This is a genomic window from Pseudodesulfovibrio sp. (assembly GCF_028692895.1).
Taxonomy (GTDB): domain Bacteria; phylum Desulfobacterota; class Desulfovibrionia; order Desulfovibrionales; family Desulfovibrionaceae; genus Pseudodesulfovibrio.
This window is the reverse complement of sequence record NZ_JAQUWN010000063.1, coordinates 1-19,159: the sequence shown is the minus strand read 5'-3', so window position 1 is coordinate 19,159 and position 19,159 is coordinate 1. Positions and strand designations below refer to the sequence as shown.

Below are 19,159 nucleotides of genomic sequence, written 5' to 3'. Positions count from 1 at the left end.
GACCGGGCCTCACGGAATACCGGCCAGCGGGCGCTTTCCATCGAGGAGCTTGGCCAGGTGTTGCGGGAGCTGCCCGCAAAGACGGGCGTACTGACCGGGAGCTGCTTCAAGCTTATCATCTTTATAGGTGGTGCCCGGCCCAAAGAAGTGCTGCATGCCCGGTGGGAGGAGTTCGACCTGGAAGGCAAGTGCTGGAACCTGCCGGGCGAGCGCACCAAGAACGATCGGGACCACGTGCTGCCGCTCTCTGAAAGGGCGCTGGAAGTCCTGCGCCAGCTCCGAGCGATCCGTCATTCAGAATTCGTTTTCCCCAACGCGAATGACGCCGCCAAGCCCATGCCCGTGGCGAGCCTAGGCCAGGCCTCCGCCCGGTTCTGTGCGGGGGATGAAGAGACCGGGCCGCGCATGGTCCGCTGGTCGCCCAGGGACCTCCGGCGCACGGTGCGCACGCGCCTCGGGGACGTAGGGGTCAGCGGCCACGTTCTGGATGTCTTCCTGAATCACGGACTGACCAACTCCGTGGGCGGCAAGCATTACGACCGGAGCCGCCACCTGGGGGAAAAGCTCCGGGCCCTGGCCGCGTGGGATACGGTCCTGGACAAGGCCCTCGGGGTAGCGGAAGGCGGCAAGGTTATCAATCTGGCCCGGTAGTCTGATTAACGGATATTTACGCGCATCCATAAAAAACTATTTACACGTATCTCTAAAAAATGCGTTGACTTCTTTGTAAGGCTGAATTACCAGTGGTAATCGAAAGGAGAGACAACGTGTTAAACGATGATCAAAAAAAGCAACTCGCCGTAGACATTGCCGCTAGATATGCCCCGGAATGGAGCGATACGTCTCCGGTTCTGTATGTACTGCATCACGATTTCGGATTTTCGATCCGGGATATCGCAAAGATGTTGGGAATAGCGCATCCGAATTTGTCAAAATGGCTGAACGGACTGGCCCAAGTGCCCGAAAGACATCAGATAGTTTTGTCAGAACTGCTTAAAGATTCGATCGAGGCGGCAAAGTCCGCCTTGGATTTATTGAAACTGAACAAGCAACTGACAGAATCCAGATATAAGACCAATCGGAGCGGCTACGACGACCCTAGACGTTCGTATGATGTCCAGATACAGATGCTGGAAAATGTCATCTATCGGGCAGAGGGTGTGCTCCTCTTCAGCTAATTTTTTTTACCACTAAGTTACCAGTGGTAATGTCGAAATGGAGGAAAAATATGCTCAGTTTTTACGAAAAAGCGCGGACGTGGCCGGGTGAACTCGTCACTCGTGCTCAGGTCCCCGAGTTCTCAGGCGGGGTCTACAAGGCCAGCAGCATGCGAACCCTGGATAGCCGTGGGAAAGGCCCGGCCGGGAGAGTGCTGATAGGTACGCGGGTAGCGTACCCGAAGCACGCACTCGCCGAGTGGCTCGATTCCAAGGTGCGGCCTATCAGCGAAAACCACGATCCGTTTGCCTAGCAGTCGGACCGATTAACCCCAAAAAATCCAGTCAAGGAGGAATCACCATGAAACTGGTATGCGAAATGTCCAAAAGTGATGAACTGGCTACCCGAGCCCTGAACGCCCACTATAACCGGGCAAAGGACCGTGGGGAACCCGCTTGGGAACCGAACACCGTTACGGAATGGGAGAAGGACGGGCAGACCTTCATCGTCCTGGCCAGCGGGGGACTCATCCGTGCCTACCGCGTGACCGGGACCGGCAAGCTCCGTTTGTACGACAACCCCCCGAAGGAATTCTACGAAGAAATCGAGGGCGCGGTCTAAAACGGCGGGAGCCGCTCCCCCTTTCGGTAGGGGAGCGGCTCCAGGACGATCGGATAAAACAATGGCTAACGTAATCCCCGCTTAGCATCCTCGATCGTCCTCCGCAATTGTTTCCAACAAAGCAGGAGGAAAAGGGCATGTCCCTTACCAAATGGAAGAATGCGTCTCGTGACCAGCTTCGAGAATTTCTTAAAGAAAAACACAACATGACTTACCTTGAGATCGGTACCGCAATCGGCCGGTCGTACAGCGCCGCGCACAAATATTTGAGCGCGAAGGGGTACTGCCGCCGCATCCCCGACGACGCTCAGGAAGCCCTGGCGCAGCTCGCGGCCCGGATCGAAGGGGGCGCGCAATGCAAATAATCTACGACTCGTTTCCGGGTGGTCCCTATGCTGCCGTTTCCAAGGTGAAACCCGAGACCCGCACCGCGCCGTGTGAGGTATGCGGGGAGCCCTCGGTCACGCTCGCTTCGTTCAGCCCTTTTATGAAGAAGCGCGTTTTCCGCAAAACCTGGCCGCACGTGTTCTATCCGCTCTGCGAAGACTGCGCCCAAAAGCGATACAGGTCGGCTGAAACGATTCGAAAGCAGCTCCCGAAGCCGCTCAGAGGTTCCGGCCTCAGCACGCTCCATGACCCCATCCCCGATTCTGTTGACGCGGAGAGCAGAGAATGAGCACCCGTCCCGACGTTGACGCAAGTTCTGATAACCTGGCCCTGGCGCTCGCCTTTTTGAAAGCGAATCCTGAGGCTCGGATTTTCCCGGCGAGAAAGTACGAAAATGGCGAACACAAGTCCTACGTGAAGTGGGGGCGGGCGTCGTCGTCTGATCCTGAACAAGCGCAGGCCTGGGCGAAGCAGTGGCCGGCTTGTTACTTTTGCATAGACCTTGTTCGCTCGCCGTACGTGGGTTTGGACCCCGACGACAAAGATGGTCGAGACGGGAACAAAACCTTGTCCCGTCTTGAATCTGAGTACGGGGCTCTTCCCGGTACCTGCCATTACAAGACGACAAGCGGTAAAGGACAACGTTTTGTCTTTAAGTCTGGCGAAACGATCAAAACAGGAGCGGACCGGCTCGGGGAAGGTTTGGACATTCCCGTCATGACCCCCCTTCCAGGACAAACGGTACCAGGCAAAGGGCAGTACGGAGAGGCGTCCACGCTTCAATGTGCGGGACTGCCGGACTGGGTCTCTTCCCTCGCAGGAAACAAAGGAGAGAAATCCCCGAAAGCGGGGGATGTTCTCGTCAATGCGAATACCGTAGACGTGGCCGAAGGGGCGGCTTGGCTAGTCCACGAAGCCCCTCGATGTGAGCGCGGTTCCCGAGATGACACGACGTATAAAGTCGCCGCGCATCTAAGGGACAGGTACGGCTTCGACTATCCGACATGCTTGCGCCTGATGACCGGCGTGTGGGCCGATGATGGATGGACCGAAGGCGACATCGATAGAGTTCTGACGAAATCCGTCTATGGCGGGAACACCCTTTACGGCCAGGGGGAACATCATCCGAACAATCTGTTCAAGAAAGGCGACCCGGCGTTCGGGCTCATATCGGTCGGGGATCTTCTTTCCCGGGAGTGGAGCGAAGAGTGGCTTGTCGACCGGGTGATCCCTTTGCGTGGCTGGACCGGCGTCATTGGTCTTTGGAAGAATGGAAAGACCTTCATCACGCTCGACATGGCCTGCCACATCGCCCTGGGGCTCCCCTGGCGGGGCATGATGCACGTCGAGCAGGGGCCCGTCCTCTACGTGGCCGGAGAGGGTCACGTGGGACTCAAGAAACGCTTTGCCGCGTGGCAGAAATTTCACGGGCACCGGCTGGATGCGGCCCCCATTGCCGTGTCCAAGGTCGCAGCCACGTTTGATGACCGGGCATCCGCCTTGGAAGTGAAAGCGGCGCTGGACGCGCAGGCCGAGGCCTGGGGGCGTCCCCCGGTCGCCGTGTTCATCGATACCCTGGCCCGGAATATGGGCGGCGACGAGAACAAGACGGCCGATATGAATCAGTTCATCCGGAACGTGGATAGTGTCCTGGGCCTAAACGTCGCAAAGATTATTGTCCACCACGTGGGGCACGGGGACAAAAGTCGCGGGCGCGGGGCGAGCTCCCTGCCGGGTGCACTCGACGCCGAGTACCTGATCTCCAAGTACGAAAACGGGTTCGACATGAAGTGCACGAACATAAAGGAAAGCCAGCACCCTGCCGCCATGGCGTGGCAGTGGCGCGAGGTGGAAGTGTGGCGCGGCGTTCCCAAGGGCAGAACCGAGGAAACGAGTATCACGTCCCTGGCCCTCATGCCCGTGGATGCAAGCATGATCGCCCCCGCCCTCAAAGAGCTTTCCGGCCCTCGGGCTCAACTGATGGACCTCCTGAAAGAGCTTGATCCGTTTCAGCATGACGGTGTTCCCCTGGATGACCTTGCGGACGTTGCGGCTAAAAGGAAGCTCTACACTCGAAAGCGCAAGGCCGCGGAGACTATCAAGGACCTGGCGGATAAAGGGTACCTGACCGTCGATTCTGCGGGAATCGTCCGAGTGACCTTCTCTTGACCGCACCGCGCCCCCACGCCCCGCCCCTTAAGAGGGGGGCCGGGGCGGGCGGTGTGCCGGGGCGCAGGCAGTAACTTTTCGGGGCGCAAACTTTGTTAATATCTTGATGGGTTACAGCATGAACAAATTTTACTTGGGGCGGTGGGGGCAAACTTCGGGGCGATCCGCTCGGGGCGCTTTTCGGGGCGCTCCCATCGAGCGGCAGACCGAGACCGCACTGGCTGGTAAAAGTTGGTTTTCAAAACGCCGCACCGGCTACCGAAAAGTGGCATTCGGCATGCCACACTGCATGGTAAAACATGGTTTTCAAAACGGGTTCAACCTTGAAGGAGGGGACCGATATGGCGCTGTATCTCTTTGACCCGGATTTCAGGAACGACCGCAAGGCGCACAGGCTGGGGGGCGGAAACCGGCGCAAACTGGTGTTGGGTTCGGCGTCCCCGGACGAACTCGTGGACCTTGATCCGGCCAAGCTTTCGCGCGTTGAAACCGTTCAACCGAAATCCGGCGGCATATCATGGGGGGCTGACTTCGACCCTCTCAACCCGGAAAAGTCACGGTGACACCCCGTGGATGACAAAACATGACTTTCAGCGCGAATCGTTCGGAGGTACCCGATGACGTTTGAAGAGTGGTTTGACGCCGAACCCGAAGAACTAAAGGCGCATTTCGAGAAGCACGGGCAGCGCCTGGTTGATGTCGGCAGAGCGCTCGGTCAATCCTATTCCACGGCCCATCAAATCCTGAACGGCTATCGGCCCCCGGATGATTTCCAGCGTGGCCTGCTGGCTGCCTTCGCGGTCGAACTGGAGAATATGAAAAAACTTTAGATTTGTTGTTGTCGTTTCGGGCAGGAAAACCCGAAACGTGGAATAGGGGAACTATGCGAGGAATTTGGTAGTTCCCCTTTTTCATTGTTTTCAACCAGGAGCAGCACCCATGGAAACCAAGACGTTCCGATGCACCAAGCCCACCACCGACGGCAAGGGCCGCATGGTCAAGGTCGGCGAAACCCGTACCGTACCGGACGGCCCGCAGGCGCGGGCCATGGAAGGACACCCCTGCTGGAAGTTCGTCCGATGACGCGAATCCCCGAAGAAAAACCCTCCGTGCCGGGCGAGCTTTCCCCGCTCGGCGCGTTCGAGGAAGCGCAGGAAAGCGCCCGGCTCTACGTTGACGACGGGTTCAGCATCGAGGTTGGCAGTCGTCGGGCGCATGAGCTCCGGTCGCGGGCGAAGCTCGGGGCGCGGCCCAACCCCAAGTGGGAAGCCATGCGCGAGAAATACGACATCCCCTAGGAGGCCCGCATGCCGATAAAAATCTATCAGAGCCGGGTCGATCCGCAGGTCAGGCTGCAATCCCACGGTGCGGCCGTGCAACCGGCCACCGTGGACACCACGGCGGCTCAGGGGGTCAACGTCGTCCAGACGCTGGGCGACAAGCTCCAGGCCATGTCCAACGCGGGCCTGAGGAAGGCGATGGAGGACCGCGACAACCAAGCCGCGGCTGACATCATCGACGAGGAGCTGACTTACCAGAAACGAACCCTGGAGTTCGAGAGTTCGTTCCGCGAGCAGCACAAGGCGAACGCGGCCAGGACGGCCCCGGCCGTTTTTGAGCAGTTCCACCGGGACCTTCTAAACGTCTCCGTTCAGCGTTTTGATGGCGACCCCAAGATGCAGAATCTCTTGAAGCGGCGGCTTTTCCGCGTGGTCATCGGCAGCCTGCGCGGCGCGGCCAGCTACGCCGACCAGCAAGACGCCATTTACCGCGAAGACCTGACCAAGTCCCTCCTGGCGCAATACCAACAGTTTTCCGGATCGACGGATGACGTTGACAGCATCATGCGGGAGCGTGACGCGGTCAAAAAGGACGTGCATGCGCTGAACATGGGCCGGGATTTGACCGCCCTGTGGGCCGGTGTGGACCAGACCGTGGCGGTAACGAGCATCAGCAAGGCCGCTGCAAACGGCAATTTCGACCAGGCGGAGGTCTTGCTGAATCGGTTCAAGGGCGTCCTCGGCGATAAGGTCGATGAAATGACCCGCGTAGTCGCCTCGGAGAGAGGGGACGCGCGGGTGGACAACGCCTATTCCGTCCTGCATGGCGAGTTCTCCGGCTCGAACGGGATGGACTATGGCGCGGCCCTGGCCGCTCTCGCCAAGCCCGAGACGCGGAAGCGCCTGGGGCTGACGTTCAAGGAAGCCGAAACGCTGACCAATGCTTTGGAGGGGCAACGAAGCACGGTCCTGTCCATCCGTGGGCAGAAGCGCGAGGACGCCCGCAACGCCGGGTTCAAGCAAATCCTGGAGTTGCACGAGAAGGGCGATACGCTGGGCGCGTTGCGCGTGTTGCGAACCCTTCCCGGCGTGTCCCCGACCACGGCCCTGAACCTGGAAAACGCGCTACGCAAGCCCACACTGGCGTGGATCACGGACCCGCAGGCCTACCGCAATCTTATCGAGGACGTGCGGGACGGCAGAATCACCCGGCAATCGGAAATCCTGTCCTTGGTGGGCGACAAACTCTCGCCCCAGGACGCGGAAAAGGCCGTGGGCTTCCTCAACCTGCTCCAGAAGCCGGAAGGCGAGATGGTCAAGAAGGCCGTCAAGACCCTGGACGAGGCGATCAACGGCGGCTTGCTGGCGCAGAAGACCCCGGCCACAACCAAGGCTTTCCAGGCGGCCTACATGGACCTGATGGAGGCCGTGGACAAGGCCCGCAAGGACGGCAAGGACGTGCGCGACCTGCTCACGCCCGGCGGCAAGGATTACGTCCTGGACAAGCTGATTCAGGGGCACCGGGTTTCGATTCAGGACCAGGTGCGTTCCATGGCCCCAACCACGGGCGCGGAACCGCTCACGCTGGCCAACCTCGACCCGGCCACGGTGAAGGCCCCGGAAGACATGCCGCCCGAACAGGTGCGGGAGGTCCTGCAACGCTTGTCCGAGGGCAAGACGGTTCGAGTCCAGAAGGACGGCGTTGTCCGGGAACTCGTGTTCCGGGATGGCCGCTTGGAATTCAGCAATTAACGGGAGAGACGCGACATGCCTCAAACCGCCTGGGAAATACTTGACGACCCGAAGCCGCCCACCACGTGGCAGATTCTCGATGACGAACCGACCGAGGGCGCGCTGGCCCCGGAACCCGGCCTGGCCGGACCCGACCCCGTGCACGCTTATGTGGGGGCCGTGCTCAAGAGCGCCCCGGAGCCGAGTTTCTGGGAGCGGGCGAAACAGTTCTTGAACCCCCTGAACGACGATGCGCGGGCCAGGGCCGCCGTGGCGGTGATCAACGCCGAGGAGACCAACAAGGCCCTGCGCAAGGCCGGTTCCCAACGGCGTGTAGGCCCCGGAGACTTCGACCGTGCCTTGACCGAGGACTTTACCACCGGGTTCCAGGGCTCCGTTACCGGCCTGGCCGTGCGCGGGGCGTTGCCCGATGGACCGCCGCCCGAGGTGGAGAACTACCTGCGCACCGGCAACCGTCTTGCCCGACAGGGCGGGACGCTGCTCGGCGACTTTCCGTTCATGGTCATGGGCATGGTTCTGGGCGGCGGGCCGGAGTCCCCCACGGGGTGGGGCGGTTCCTTTGCCCTGCCAGAGGGGCTGCGCAAGGTCTACATGGACCGAATCGAGAAGGGCGAGGTCAAGAGCTGGAAGGATTTCTCCGGACGCCTGGGCGGGGCCGTGTGGGCTACGCTCAAGGGCGAGGCGACGGGCATTGCGACGAACGCGGCGGGCGCGGCCGCTGGGCCGTTGCGCTTCCCTGCCGAGGTCGGGGCCATGACCGCTGTTGGCGCTGGTCTGGAAGGCCGCGTGCCCGAGCCGCAGGAGTTCCTGGACGCCGGGTTACTCCTGGGCGGCATGCACGCTGCGGGACACGTTTCCGGCAAGCTGCGCACCATCTACGCCAGGACCGGCAAGCACCCCGCCGAAGTGGTCCAGGATGCCGCCGCAGACCCGAGCATCCGGGACGACGTGCTTTCCAGCCGGATCACGCCCCGCGCGTACAACAAGGGGATTCGCCGGTACAACGCCAACGATCCCGTTGCCAGGATCACGGAGACCACGGCCAGGGAGATCAACCGGCTGGGCTTCGAGACCGCCGAAAGCGACGTGATCATCCCGGAAAAGACCATCGAGCACATTGACAAGGCCACCGGGAAGCGGATCGACCTGGACGACATCGACCGCATTGCCGAGACCATCGAGCAGCCCACGGAGATCCTGCCGAACCTGGGGACCGAAAACGCGCCCTACCGGGACGGGAGTGTGCTTCTCGTCCGCCAGGACTCGAAGTACTCCCTCAGCATCGTGGAGGTGACGCCCGGCGAACAGGGCAACGTCCTTTGGAATTTCTGGCGCATGTCCACCGCGAAGGGCGAGCGCTATCTGCAAAAGTTCAGGGACGAAAAAGCCCGGCGAGTGCCGGGCTTTGACGGGCAGTCCGGAGGGGCGACCATGGATGCCGGAGCATCGCGTCCCTCGTCTTCCTCGCTCCCGGCCGAAGCCGGTGCGGGCCAACCGGAGGGTCTTCCCGGAAGTCGGACTGCCCGCGAGGTTGAGAATAATATACCCACTCCGGGCCGGGATGGCAAGCGCACGCTCAAGCGTGAAGGAACCGAGTACGACCGGCACCTGCCGGGTGAATCCGAAGCCCCGACCCAGCCCGCCCAACCGGGCGAGATCAACGCCGGAACGGTGGTCAAGAAGTCCGACATCATCAAGGGGCTTCAGGAGAAGCTGACCGCGCCCATCCGGACCGGCCGGCTGGGGCCGCGTTCCAAGAAGACACTGGGCTTCTACAAGCTCAAGCCCGAGGTCATCCGCACCCGGTTCGCCAACGACATTTCGACGGCCATACACGAGTACGGCCACCACCTGCACAACACGCTTTGGGGCATGGACAGGAACGCCCTGGAACCGTTCCGCAAGGAGCTTGCCCCCCTGGCCACGGCCGGGCACCCCCTGGAAGAGGGTTTGGCCGAGTTTGCGTCCCTGTACGTGGCCGACCCGGCCAAGGCGGAGGCCAAGGCCCCGATGTTCTACGCCAAGTGGGAGCAGGCGCTCAAGAAGGACGCTCCCGAGGTCCTGGAAGCCCTGCGCGAGGCTCAGGCCGCCGTGGAGGCGTGGGTCCAGCAGCCTGCCGAACAGAAGGTCCTCAGCTCCATTTCCGTGAACGAGAAGACGCGGAACCGGACGAGCTTCGACGAAGTGCATTCCTACCTTTGGGACGACCTGCGGTTCCTGGACAAGGCCGTGCGCCGCATCACGGGCAAGAAGTGGTGGTACTTTGGCCCGTTCGGCAAGGGCGATACCCTGCCCGCGCACCAGGACCCGTACAAGCTGGCCCGCACGCTGCGCGGTACGCCCGGCCGCGCCCAGCAGTGGCTCTATCACAGCCCCTATCAGTTCGCCGACTACGCCAACGTGGGCAAGTCCATGGCGGACATCCTCAAGCCCGTGGGCAAGCGGATCGACGCCTTCCGTGCCTACATCGTGTCCAAGCGGGCGCTTGAGCTGCATGAGCGCAACATCAAGTCCGGCGTGGACGTGGCGGCCGCCAAGGGCACCGTGGCGCGCTGGGAAGGCGAGTTCGAGCAGGCCTTCAAGGACCTCAAGGAATACCAGGACCTCCTGTTGCAGTACCAGCGCGACGCCGGTCTGCTTTCCGCCGAGGGCTATGTGCTCATCAAGGAGCTGAACAAGGACTACGTGCCCTTCCAGCGCGTCATGGAGGACGGCAAGGCGGGAGCCGGGACCGGCCGGGGCATGGAGGCCTGGAACCCCATCAAGCGCCTCAAGGGCTCCACGCGGGACATCTATGACCCGTTGGAGTCGATCATCAAGAACACCTACACCACCTTGGAGCTTTCCGAGAAGAACGCCGCGCTGCGGGCGCTTGTGGACCTGGCCGAGTCCCGACCGGGGAACGGGGACCTGGTGGAGAAGATCCCGGCGCCGCAAATCGGAACGCGCGTCTCCGGGCAGGAACTGGTCAACCAGTTGTCCAGGGTGTTGCCGCCCGAAGCGGTCAAGCGCATCCGGAAGGCCGTCGAGAGCGGCGACCTCGACCCCGATACTATGGGGTTCAGCGTGTTCCGGCCCAAGTCCTTCACGCCCGAGGAGAACATCATTTCCGTGTGGAAGGACGGCAAGCGGGAGTTCTACCAGGTGGACGAGGACCTGGGGCGGGCCATCAAGGCCCTGGACCGGGAAACCACGAACATGCTCGTTCGCTTTCTGTCCAAGCCCACCGAGTGGCTGCGGGCCGGGGCTACCCTGTCGCCCGACTTCATGCCCCGCAACGTCATGCGGGACCAGCTTTCGGCGGGCGTCTTCAGCTCCACCGGCTACAAGCCGTTCGTGGACTACACCAGGGGCGTGTTCTCGGCGCTCAAGGCCGACGAGTATTACCAGGGCTGGCTCAAGGGCGGCGGGGCGTCCACGTTCCTGCACTCCATGGACCGCAACTACATGCAGGAGAACCTGCGCAAGATGCTCCATGAAGTGCCCGTGTGGAACAAGGTCAACCCGTACACGTGGCTGCGGACCATGTCCGAGTTCTCGGAAGTGGGCACCCGCGTGGGCGAGGCCCGGCGCGTGCTGAAAAAGGAGGGCACCGGACGCGCGGCCTCGATCGAAAGCGGTTTCGCGGCCAGGGAGGTCTCCCTGGATTTCTCGCGCTCCGGCTCCAAGGGCCGCTTCCTGAACAACATCATCGCCTTCTTCAACGCTTCCATGCAGGGCCTGGACAAGCTTGGCCGGAAGTTCCGGGAGAACCCCGGCGGGGCCACGGCGCGGGCCTTCGTGTCCATCACCATCCCCTCGCTGATGCTGGCCTGGTACAACCGCGACAACGAGCGGATCAAGGAACAGCCCCAGTGGCAAAAAGACCTGTTCTGGCTGGTGGACGCGGGCGGGATTATCTGGCGTATCCCCAAGCCGTTCGACCTCGGGCTGCTCTTCGGCACCTTGCCGGAGCGCATCTTCGATCACGTGTACGGAAAGAACCCGGAAGCCCTGGACGATTTCATGGGCTCCCTGCTCCGGGCTTCCGGCCCCGGCATGATGCCCACGGCGCTCCTGCCCGTGGTCGAGAACGTGACCGGCTACTCCTTCTTTCTGGGGCGGGACTTGGTGTCCCGGTCCACGGAGGGCCGCCTGCCGGAGTATCAGTATTCGGCGCACACCCTGGAACTGACCAAGGCCCTCTCCAAGCTGGTGGGCTCCCTGCCCCCGGTGCGGGACATGCCCATGAGTCAGAAGGACGCATGGCTGCCCCCCGTGAAGGTGGAGAACCTGATCCGGGGATGGAGCGGCGGCGTGGGGTACTACGCGCTGCAACTGGTGGATGCTGCGGGCCGCGCGTCCGGCGTCCTGCCTGATCCGGTCAAGCCCAGCCTCACGCTGGCGGACATGCCGGTCATCCGGGCCTTCACGGCCAGGTGGCCCACGGCCAACCCGCAATCCATCACCAAGTTCCAGGACCGCTATGAGGAGTTCCAGCGCTACTGGAAGACCGGGACCGACCTCGCCAAGCGGGAGTTCCGGAGCGACGAGGAAACGTTACGCCTCCTGGAACTGGGTGCGCCGTACAAGGAACTCACGCGGGTGGCCGACGCCCTGAACAACCTTCGCGGATTCATTTCCGGGGTCAACCGGCTCCCGGACATCAGCGCCGACGAGAAGCGCGAGCTGGTGGACTCGGCCTATCTCCAGATGCTGGCCATTGCCCAACAGGGAAACGCCATGATCGAGAACCTGAAAAAGGAACGCGGTCAAGAAGACCGGATTGCGGTGGAAAACCTTAAACGCGACGACGGATTTTAAGGAGGAAAACGAATGTTTACGGGTAACAACAACCAACAGGAAAGCCCGGCGCAAGCCAACCCCGCGCCGCTTTCGGCGGAGCAGCAACGCTCCAACGCCTATGACTCCCTGTTCGGGGGACAGGCAAACCCCAACGGTGCGCCGAGTGAGGGCGCGGCCCAGGACGCCGCTCCGCAATCGGCGGAGGAACGACGCGCCGGTTTCTACGATACCGCGTTCAGCCCTTCCGAGCAGACCCAGCAGGTAGCCGACGCCATGGCCGACGTGGACACCACCGGTGCCGACGGACAGGAGCCTGAATCCGCCAGCTACGACATCCCCCTGGAAGTCTCGGGGAGCTCGACCGAGCGGGAGGAAATCCGGACCGCGCTCAAGGAAAACGGGCTCAACGGCGAGCAGGGAAGCAAGCTGTTGAAGTGGTACGCGGGCTACCAGGAAAAGCAGGCCGAGAAGTTCAAGGCGGATTCCCTCGCGGGGCTCAAGGCCGAGTGGGGGGACGCAAACTTCGAAAGCAACCTGCGCATGGCCCAGGACACCGCTCAGCGGCTTGACCGGCAGCTCGGCGGCGACCTCATGCCCCTGCTGGAAGGCCCGGCCGGGAATGACCCGAGGGTCGTCAAACTGCTGCTCAAGCTCGATCGCATGCTGTGATCGGCAACGGGATTCATATCAACCAAAAACGAAAATGGGCGTAGGTGCGCCCGGTAGATCGAGGAGGATCAACCAATGGAAATAGCCCAAGCAAGCATCACGGGGCTTCACCAGGAAATCTCCGACATCCTCAACGCGTATGACGCCGAGCTCGACGCCATCCGGGAGACGGTGAGCGATTGCACGGCGACGTGCGCCGCGCTCGAAGACCAGGCCGCCGAAGCCGAGGGCGAAGCCCTGGCGGCAATCCAGGAAAGCTGGTGGCGGGCACAGGCGGACAAGCGGTTCGCGGAGAATCGCCTGGACAACTTCCTTGCGGAGTATCCGGACTCCGCGGCCTATTTCGATGCAGTCGGCGGGGAAACGCTGGCCCGGTTCCAGGAGTTCGACCAGGCCGTCATGGACCGGCTGACCGCGCTTGAAGGGGAAAGCGCCACCCTCAGGCAGAGCATCGAGAATAAGAAAGCCGAGTACCTCGCCCTGGACGAAGCCATTTCGGACTTGGGCGAGGAAATCGACACGGTCATCGCGTTGGGCACCACTGCCCGGTCCCAACTCCGCCCGTCGGACCGTGTGAAAGTGGTGGACCCGCCCAGCATGCAGCCGGTCACGGACGCCTTCCGCCTGGACGCAACAGCCTCGCGGCTGGGCTCCCACACGTGGGACGCGGATACGCGCACCGTGGGGGCCGCATAATGAGGAACCCGATGATCACCATCTGCCGACAGAATGCCGAGGAAGTGCGGAGCCTGCTTCATGGTGGCCAGGATGCCTACGATATGCGCCTCACGGAGCTGGAGGACGAAGTGACCGAGGCGTCCCAGCGAAGCGCCGAGGCGGAGGCCGCCAGTTTGACCGGAGACGTGTCGGAAGCCCGCCGGGCATGGGAAGCCGCGCAAGGCGACCTGAAATTCGCACAGGGGCGTCTCAGGAGCTTCCTGGACAAGTACCCCGATGTCACCTCGTACCAGTTGCAGGACAAGATCGCCAAGCAGACCGCCCAGGACGTGGACCGGGCCGTCATGCTGCGCTTGCAGGCGCTGGCCAACGAAGTTGACCCGCTGCATGAACGCCTCAAGAAGGCCCAGCAGGGCCTCAAGGACGTTATCACGGACATCCTCGTCCTCGCGGAGGAACAGGGCGTTGCCATGCGGCTGGCGAAGGAAGTCCGTGCGCTTCTCCCCGTCAGGGACAGGTGCGTGGCCGTAAGAGGGCCCGAGTTCCAGGTCTTGGTCCGGACGGCCAACGAATACAAAACCGGCTTGCGGGCGGAAATCGGCGGGGATACGCTGCCCTGGGAGCTTTCCAAGGGTGAGCTTGAACTCGATGCGGAGTCCCCCAAAGCGGACTAAACGCTTTACAAAAATGTAAACAAAATGCCCCTGCTTCGGCGGGGGCATTTCTCGTTCCGGGCCTCAAAAAAAGAGCCCCGGAGTTTCTGACCAGTGGGCAAGCTGTGCCCATAGGTGAAATCATCCGAGGCAATAAGAACATACTCACCGAAGCCGATCTTGTCAAAGCTCCGGAGTCCCGACTTCGGGGCTTTTTCGTGTCTTTTGCTCGGAATGGGCCGAAACCGCAAAAATGGTCGTTTTTGATCAAAATGGACCGTTTCCCGCAAATCGGAATCCGGGGAAAGAAATACAGGAACCCCCAAGAAAAGGATATAAATAGTTGTCAGCAAGGGTACCGCTGACAACGATTCAAGAAAGGAAATAAAAGGAGGCCGAGGAAAGAAAAAAGGAAAGTAGAAAAAGCTTGTAGACGCAGGAAAGGGCCAGGCAAAACACCCGGCCCTTTACGACAGAAGGGAGGCCCCCGTGGTAGCTACGCCGCGAAGGGCGTCTTTTCCCGGCTGGTTCCCGTTTGGTCAATGGTGGTGAGGTATTCGCGCATCCGCTGGGCGCGGCGCTCAATGCTCACGCCGATTTCGAAAAGCTTGTTCTGGTGCCGTCCCGACCAGCCGTTGACGCTGGTGTCGGCCTCGGAAAGTTCGTGTAGCATTTCGCCGAAGATGGTCAGCTCTTCCACTTCGCCCCACAATTCGCAAACCGCGTTGTCGTACGTATGTCCCATGGTTTCCCCTCCGGGGTTGGGGTTTGTCGTTCAAGGTGAGTAATTGGTAATATATTACCTTGTGGGTGGTCAACAAAAAAAGTAATAAATTACCAAAAAAAGAGGAGAACCATGCAGAGCAACTTGAAAAAACTCATGAAAGAGAAGGGGACCACCATCTTGGGCTTGGCCGATGAAACCGGCCTTTCGTCAAGGACGATCCAGCGGGCGCGGGACGAACGCATTGAACTTTGCACGTTGAAAACCCTTGCCGTTATTGCCGAAGCGCTTGGCGTTGGGGTTAAGCAGCTTTTCGATGAAGCCCGCCCGTAAACAGGTGTAAACGGTTATCGACGGTTATTGTAGGTTTTGCCTTTACGGCCTCACCTACGGCCTCACTTTTTGGATTGGCAAAGAAAAAGGCAGTCACGTTGTTACGTAACTGCCTGATATTTCTGGAGCCAGGAATCGGAATTGAACCGACGACCTACTGATTACGAATCAGTTGCTCTACCAACTGAGCTATCCTGGCGAAACGGGAAATGATCTTTATCTCAGGGGGGGCGGGGCGGTCAAGTGAAAAGGGGTCATCCGGCTCAAGCGTACTTTTGACCAAATGAAAGGACATGGCGTCCAACCGATAATCATACCACTGAGCATCGGGAGGAGTAATCGCCATGCCCGCAAGCTTCATCTTCCCCGCCTTCGGACTGCGAGGCCACAACTTCTTCGGCAGGATTTTATCGCAGGCAACATCATTATGAAAGCACGGCCCAAGGACCACCTGATCCGTTGTCCTTGTTGCCGTTCCAGGAACATCATCCGGCACGGCTTTGCTAGAACGGTGGGTCCAGACTGTCCCTATCGGCTTTAAGCTAGTTTGACTGGCCACTCCCCTACAGCGGGCGGGATGTCGCAATCGTGGGCATTGTCCGTTTGATCGACATGCAGATCGCCGAACCGAGGCGTCGGTACACGAAATATTTTGAGCGGCATGCTCTCGCCCTCCCAGATTGTTATCTCAAACTGAACACTTTTCCCGTTCCGGAAACGTCTCAAGAAAACCAAAGCCAATATTGCGGCTGTGGCAACAGATAGAACGCCGGCTACATCAGCAAGGTCATAAAAAGTCCGCCCGGCGCGGCTACCGTGTTTGACCGATTTCATGTGGTCAAACTGATGAACGAAAAGATTACCCGGCCCCGACGGCAACTCTGCCGTGAACTTACGTCTCCGCTTGAGAGGAAGGCGGCCAAAGGCACGCGATGAATTCCGCCGAAGAACCCTGAGAATCTGGAAGAAATCCGTGATGAAAAGCTGCGGTTGGACGAGGCATTGCGGCTGAACCGTTGGCAACTATTATCTGAACCAGGGCCGAAGCCTCGGGAATCCGACCGTTGCAAGTTATGGCGAGTACACTTGCAGCACATCGCTTCGGCAGTCTTGCCCATTACGACCACCCCATCTCATCAGACCCCGTCGAAGGTGCGGACAACAGGATCAACACACTGAAACGACAGGCCTACGGCTACCGGGATACGGCATTCTTCAATCTCAGGATCATGGGCATACATGCATCGAAATACGCTCTGTTCGGATGAATCTGAAAAAAGCGCATGGCATTGCCAAGGGAAACGGCGCGAAAGCGCCCCAGGGGTGAGCCAAAGGGCGTTTATTGGTTTACACGCTTGGCGGAAAGGGCTAATTCATAGTCGGTTTCGCCAATGGCGCCATTCGGGACGGCGTGACGCCCTCCCCCTCAGGCAGATGGTTGCGCACCTGTCCGAAAGAGCGACGACGCAGAACGGGTGCATTTCGCTGACTACTTCAGGATGAGAGATTTGTTCCCGCGTTCATTCCCGACATCCATGCGACCCACAAGCCCGAGCCAGAGGCCGGACCGGACCGGCGAAGCCGCCTTCCGGAAAACCCTGGCAACGGAGTGTCGGACGGCAGCCTGCCGGGAGCTCCTCCCGGAAGCGGGGGAATCCCGCCGCCATCCTTCTCCCGGCGCTTCCGGCGGGGAAACCGCATCCACCACCATACGGTTTGCGACGGTCCGGCGGGCTTGCGCCGACGCGTGAGCCGTGAGACGGAGCAATACGGGCAGGTCGACGAGCATATGGTTTCGCCACAAACGGTCACTCGCGGGGGAGCGAAGGCGCTGGCGCCCCTTGGCGCAGGCCTCCCCGCGCCCCGGCCAACCGGCCCGCGCGGCGGACGCATTCCACGAAACGACGGCGCGGGAGCCGGGTCCTCGGCCCGCGTCCCGCATCCTCTTCACGCCCCCGGCGCACCGTCGGCGGGCCGCTCACAAAAACGGGGGAATCCGTGCTGAATCCCGCACATTGGCTCAAGACGTTAAGCAGCATAGCGAGCGTGGCCCAGTGCCGCATCCAGGGCCGGGACGCGTCCCTGGACGAAGGCTACGGACGGCTCTCGGAGCTTTTCTCCTCCACGCGCGAGCGGGAGGGCACGGTCTGGTGGGTGGGCAACGGCGGCAGTTGCGCCATGTGCGCCCACCTGGCCCAGGACGCGCTCAACAAGCTGCGCGTACGCTCGCAGGTGCTCAGCGAGCCCTCGCTCATGACCTGCATGGCCAACGATTTCGGTTATGAACACGTCTACGACCGGCCGCTCGGGCGGCTCGCCCGACCCGGCGACTGCCTCGTGGCCATCTCCAGTTCCGGCAATTCGCAGAACATCGTCAACTGCCTGGACTACGCCCTGGAGGCCGGGCTCGCGGTGGTGACGGTTTCGGCCTTTGCGCCGACCAACACCCTGTGGAACCGCGCCTGCGACGTGGCCCTGTACCTGCCCTGGTCCCTCTACGGACTGGTGGAGGTCGGCCACGAAGCGCTCCTGCACGCCGCCATCGAATGCCAGTTCCTGGCGGAAAACGACAATCAAGGATCATCGAATGAGTGAGAAAATCGTCGTCATCGGCAGCAATTCCTTTTCGGGAGCCAGCTTCGTCGACTACTGCCTCGGAGAGGGCGTCGAGGTCATCGGCATGAGCCGCTCGGACGAGCCCGCCCCGGAGTTCCTGCCGTACAAGAAACGCCAGGACCCCGCCTTCACCTTCATGAAGCTCGACCTCAACCATGACCTGGACCGCATGATCGAGGTCATGGAGGCGGAAAAGCCCGACTATGTGGTCAACTTCGCCGCCCAGTCCATGGTCGGCGAGAGCTGGGCCCACCCCGAGCACTGGTTCCAGACCAACGCGGTGGCCACCGTCTGCCTGCACGACCGGCTGCGCAAGCTCGATTTTCTGAAGAAATACGTCCACATCTCCACGCCCGAGGTCTACGGCACCTGCGAGGGGCTCATCGCCGAGCACACCAACTACCACCCGAGCACGCCCTACGCGGTCTCCCGGGCGGCGGGCGACATGAGCCTGATGAGCTTCTACAACGCCTACGGGTTCCCCGTGGTCTTCACCCGCGCGGCCAACGTCTACGGCCCCGGCCAGCAGCTCTACCGCATCATCCCGCGCACGGTCCTGTTCTTCCTGACCGGGCGCAAGCTCCAACTGCACGGCGGCGGCCACTCGGTCCGCTCCTTCATCCACATCCGCGACGTCTCGGACGGCACCCTAAAAATCGCCCGCAACGCGCCGCCGCCGGAAATCTACCACCTGTCCACCACGCGCAACATCTCCATCCGCGCCCTGGTGGAGATGATCGCCGAGCGGCTGGGCGTCGACTTCAACGACCACGTGGAAGTCGTGGGCGAGCGCCTGGGCAAGGACGCCGCCTACCTGCTCGACGCGACCAAAGCCCGCGAGACCCTGGGCTGGGCGGACAGGATAAGCCTTGAGGAAGGCATCGACGAAACCATCGCCTGGGTGCGCGAGAACCTCGACGCCCTCAAGTCCATGCCCATGGACTACATCCACAAACCGTAAAAAACATAAGAGGAAATATTCATGAAAGTTCTTGTCACCGGCGGCTGCGGCTACATCGGCAACGTCCTGGTTCCCAAGCTCCTGAAGCTCGGCCACGAGGTCGTGGCCGCGGACATCATGTGGTTCGGCAACGAGCTGGCCGAGACCCCCGGCCTGACCGTGGTCACGGCCGACGTCCGCGACATGGACACCATCCCCATGGAGGGCGTGGACGCCATCATCCACCTGGCCAACGTGGCCAACGACCCCTGCGGCGACCTGAACGCCAAGCTGGTCTGGGAGGTCAACGCCCTGGCCACCATGCAGCTCCTCGAAAAGGCCATCGCCAACCGCCTGCAGAAGTTCCTGCTCGCCAGCCCCGGCAGCGTCCACC

20 protein-coding genes, 1 tRNA gene and 1 pseudogene are annotated in these 19,159 nt (G+C 61.4%); 20 read left to right on the top strand and 2 right to left on the bottom strand.

Annotated elements, in window-relative coordinates; genetic code table 11:
• The 14 genes from PHP91_RS13735 to PHP91_RS13670 all read left to right on the top strand — a co-directional run.
• The coding region (locus PHP91_RS13735) for a site-specific integrase (RefSeq protein ID WP_300141772.1) at positions 1 to 651 on the top strand (651 nt) is incomplete at its 5' end.
• Positions 652 to 767: 116 nt separating this feature from the next.
• Positions 768 to 1,178, top strand: a complete 411-nt coding sequence (locus PHP91_RS13730; protein ID WP_300141769.1) for a hypothetical protein — start codon at positions 768 to 770, stop codon at positions 1,176 to 1,178.
• A 340-nt stretch (positions 1,179 to 1,518) separates the two neighbouring features.
• Positions 1,519 to 1,779, top strand: coding sequence for a hypothetical protein (locus PHP91_RS13725; RefSeq protein ID WP_300141766.1), 261 nt, complete (start codon positions 1,519 to 1,521; stop codon positions 1,777 to 1,779).
• Positions 1,780 to 1,916: 137 nt separating this feature from the next.
• A complete protein-coding gene (locus PHP91_RS13720; RefSeq protein WP_300141763.1) occupies positions 1,917 to 2,144 on the top strand; it encodes a hypothetical protein in 228 nt (75 codons plus the stop codon).
• A gap of 307 nt (positions 2,145 to 2,451) precedes the next feature.
• The gene (locus tag PHP91_RS13715; RefSeq protein ID WP_300141760.1) at positions 2,452 to 4,335 is read left to right on the top strand and encodes an AAA family ATPase; all 1,884 of its coding nucleotides are present in this window, start codon (positions 2,452 to 2,454) and stop codon (positions 4,333 to 4,335) included.
• A 341-nt stretch (positions 4,336 to 4,676) separates the two neighbouring features.
• Entirely contained in the window at positions 4,677 to 4,898 is a 222-nt protein-coding gene (locus tag PHP91_RS13710; RefSeq protein ID WP_300141757.1) for a hypothetical protein, read from the top strand.
• Positions 4,899 to 4,952: 54 nt separating this feature from the next.
• The gene (locus PHP91_RS13705) at positions 4,953 to 5,165 is read left to right on the top strand and encodes a hypothetical protein (RefSeq protein WP_300141754.1); all 213 of its coding nucleotides are present in this window, start codon (positions 4,953 to 4,955) and stop codon (positions 5,163 to 5,165) included.
• A gap of 109 nt (positions 5,166 to 5,274) precedes the next feature.
• The gene (locus PHP91_RS13700) at positions 5,275 to 5,418 is read left to right on the top strand and encodes a hypothetical protein (protein WP_300141751.1); all 144 of its coding nucleotides are present in this window, start codon (positions 5,275 to 5,277) and stop codon (positions 5,416 to 5,418) included.
• The gene (locus PHP91_RS13695) at positions 5,415 to 5,633 is read left to right on the top strand and encodes a hypothetical protein (RefSeq protein ID WP_300141748.1); all 219 of its coding nucleotides are present in this window, start codon (positions 5,415 to 5,417) and stop codon (positions 5,631 to 5,633) included. The genes PHP91_RS13700 and PHP91_RS13695 overlap by 4 nt, the downstream gene beginning before the upstream one ends.
• Positions 5,634 to 5,642: 9 nt before the next feature.
• Entirely contained in the window at positions 5,643 to 7,367 is a 1,725-nt protein-coding gene (locus PHP91_RS13690; protein ID WP_300141745.1) for a hypothetical protein, read from the top strand.
• A gap of 15 nt (positions 7,368 to 7,382) precedes the next feature.
• Positions 7,383 to 12,170, top strand: coding sequence for an LPD38 domain-containing protein (locus PHP91_RS13685; protein WP_300141742.1), 4,788 nt, complete (start codon positions 7,383 to 7,385; stop codon positions 12,168 to 12,170).
• A 12-nt stretch (positions 12,171 to 12,182) separates the two neighbouring features.
• Positions 12,183 to 12,821: a hypothetical protein gene (locus PHP91_RS13680; RefSeq protein ID WP_300141739.1), complete on the top strand. Its 639-nt coding sequence runs from the start codon at positions 12,183 to 12,185 to the stop codon at positions 12,819 to 12,821.
• Positions 12,822 to 12,896: 75 nt separating this feature from the next.
• Complete coding sequence (locus PHP91_RS13675) at positions 12,897 to 13,517, top strand: hypothetical protein (protein WP_300141736.1); 621 nt, start codon at positions 12,897 to 12,899, stop codon at positions 13,515 to 13,517.
• A gap of 11 nt (positions 13,518 to 13,528) precedes the next feature.
• Positions 13,529 to 14,173 carry a hypothetical protein gene (locus PHP91_RS13670; protein ID WP_300141733.1) on the top strand — a complete coding sequence of 215 codons (645 nt, stop codon included), beginning with the start codon at positions 13,529 to 13,531 and terminating at the stop codon, positions 14,171 to 14,173.
• Between the two features lie 475 nt (positions 14,174 to 14,648).
• Here the strand turns inward: PHP91_RS13670 and PHP91_RS13665 are convergent, their stop codons facing one another.
• On the bottom strand, positions 14,649 to 14,897 hold the full coding sequence (locus PHP91_RS13665; RefSeq protein WP_300141730.1) for a hypothetical protein: 249 nt from the start codon (positions 14,895 to 14,897) through the stop codon (positions 14,649 to 14,651).
• Positions 14,898 to 15,008: 111 nt separating this feature from the next.
• Here PHP91_RS13665 and PHP91_RS13660 point away from each other — a divergent pair, with 111 nt between their 5' ends.
• Positions 15,009 to 15,209, top strand: a complete 201-nt coding sequence (locus PHP91_RS13660) for a helix-turn-helix transcriptional regulator (RefSeq protein ID WP_300141727.1) — start codon at positions 15,009 to 15,011, stop codon at positions 15,207 to 15,209.
• A gap of 123 nt (positions 15,210 to 15,332) precedes the next feature.
• Here the strand turns inward: PHP91_RS13660 and PHP91_RS13655 are convergent.
• Positions 15,333 to 15,408, bottom strand: a tRNA-Thr gene (locus PHP91_RS13655).
• A gap of 617 nt (positions 15,409 to 16,025) precedes the next feature.
• Here PHP91_RS13655 and PHP91_RS17310 point away from each other — a divergent pair.
• The 5 genes and pseudogenes from PHP91_RS17310 to PHP91_RS13640 form a co-directional block, all read left to right on the top strand.
• Positions 16,026 to 16,145, top strand: a complete 120-nt coding sequence (locus tag PHP91_RS17310; RefSeq protein WP_366141578.1) for a transposase — start codon at positions 16,026 to 16,028, stop codon at positions 16,143 to 16,145.
• Between the two features lie 113 nt (positions 16,146 to 16,258).
• A pseudogene (locus PHP91_RS17305) lies at positions 16,259 to 16,477 on the top strand (transposase); the annotation flags it as partial.
• Between the two features lie 730 nt (positions 16,478 to 17,207).
• Positions 17,208 to 17,804 carry an SIS domain-containing protein gene (locus PHP91_RS13650; RefSeq protein ID WP_300141724.1) on the top strand — a complete coding sequence of 199 codons (597 nt, stop codon included), beginning with the start codon at positions 17,208 to 17,210 and terminating at the stop codon, positions 17,802 to 17,804.
• On the top strand, positions 17,797 to 18,786 hold the full coding sequence (locus tag PHP91_RS13645) for a GDP-mannose 4,6-dehydratase (RefSeq protein ID WP_300141721.1): 990 nt from the start codon (positions 17,797 to 17,799) through the stop codon (positions 18,784 to 18,786). The genes PHP91_RS13650 and PHP91_RS13645 overlap by 8 nt, the downstream gene beginning before the upstream one ends.
• A gap of 21 nt (positions 18,787 to 18,807) precedes the next feature.
• Positions 18,808 to 19,159 (top strand): NAD(P)-dependent oxidoreductase (locus PHP91_RS13640; RefSeq protein WP_300141718.1); only part of this gene is annotated, 352 nt, incomplete at its 3' end.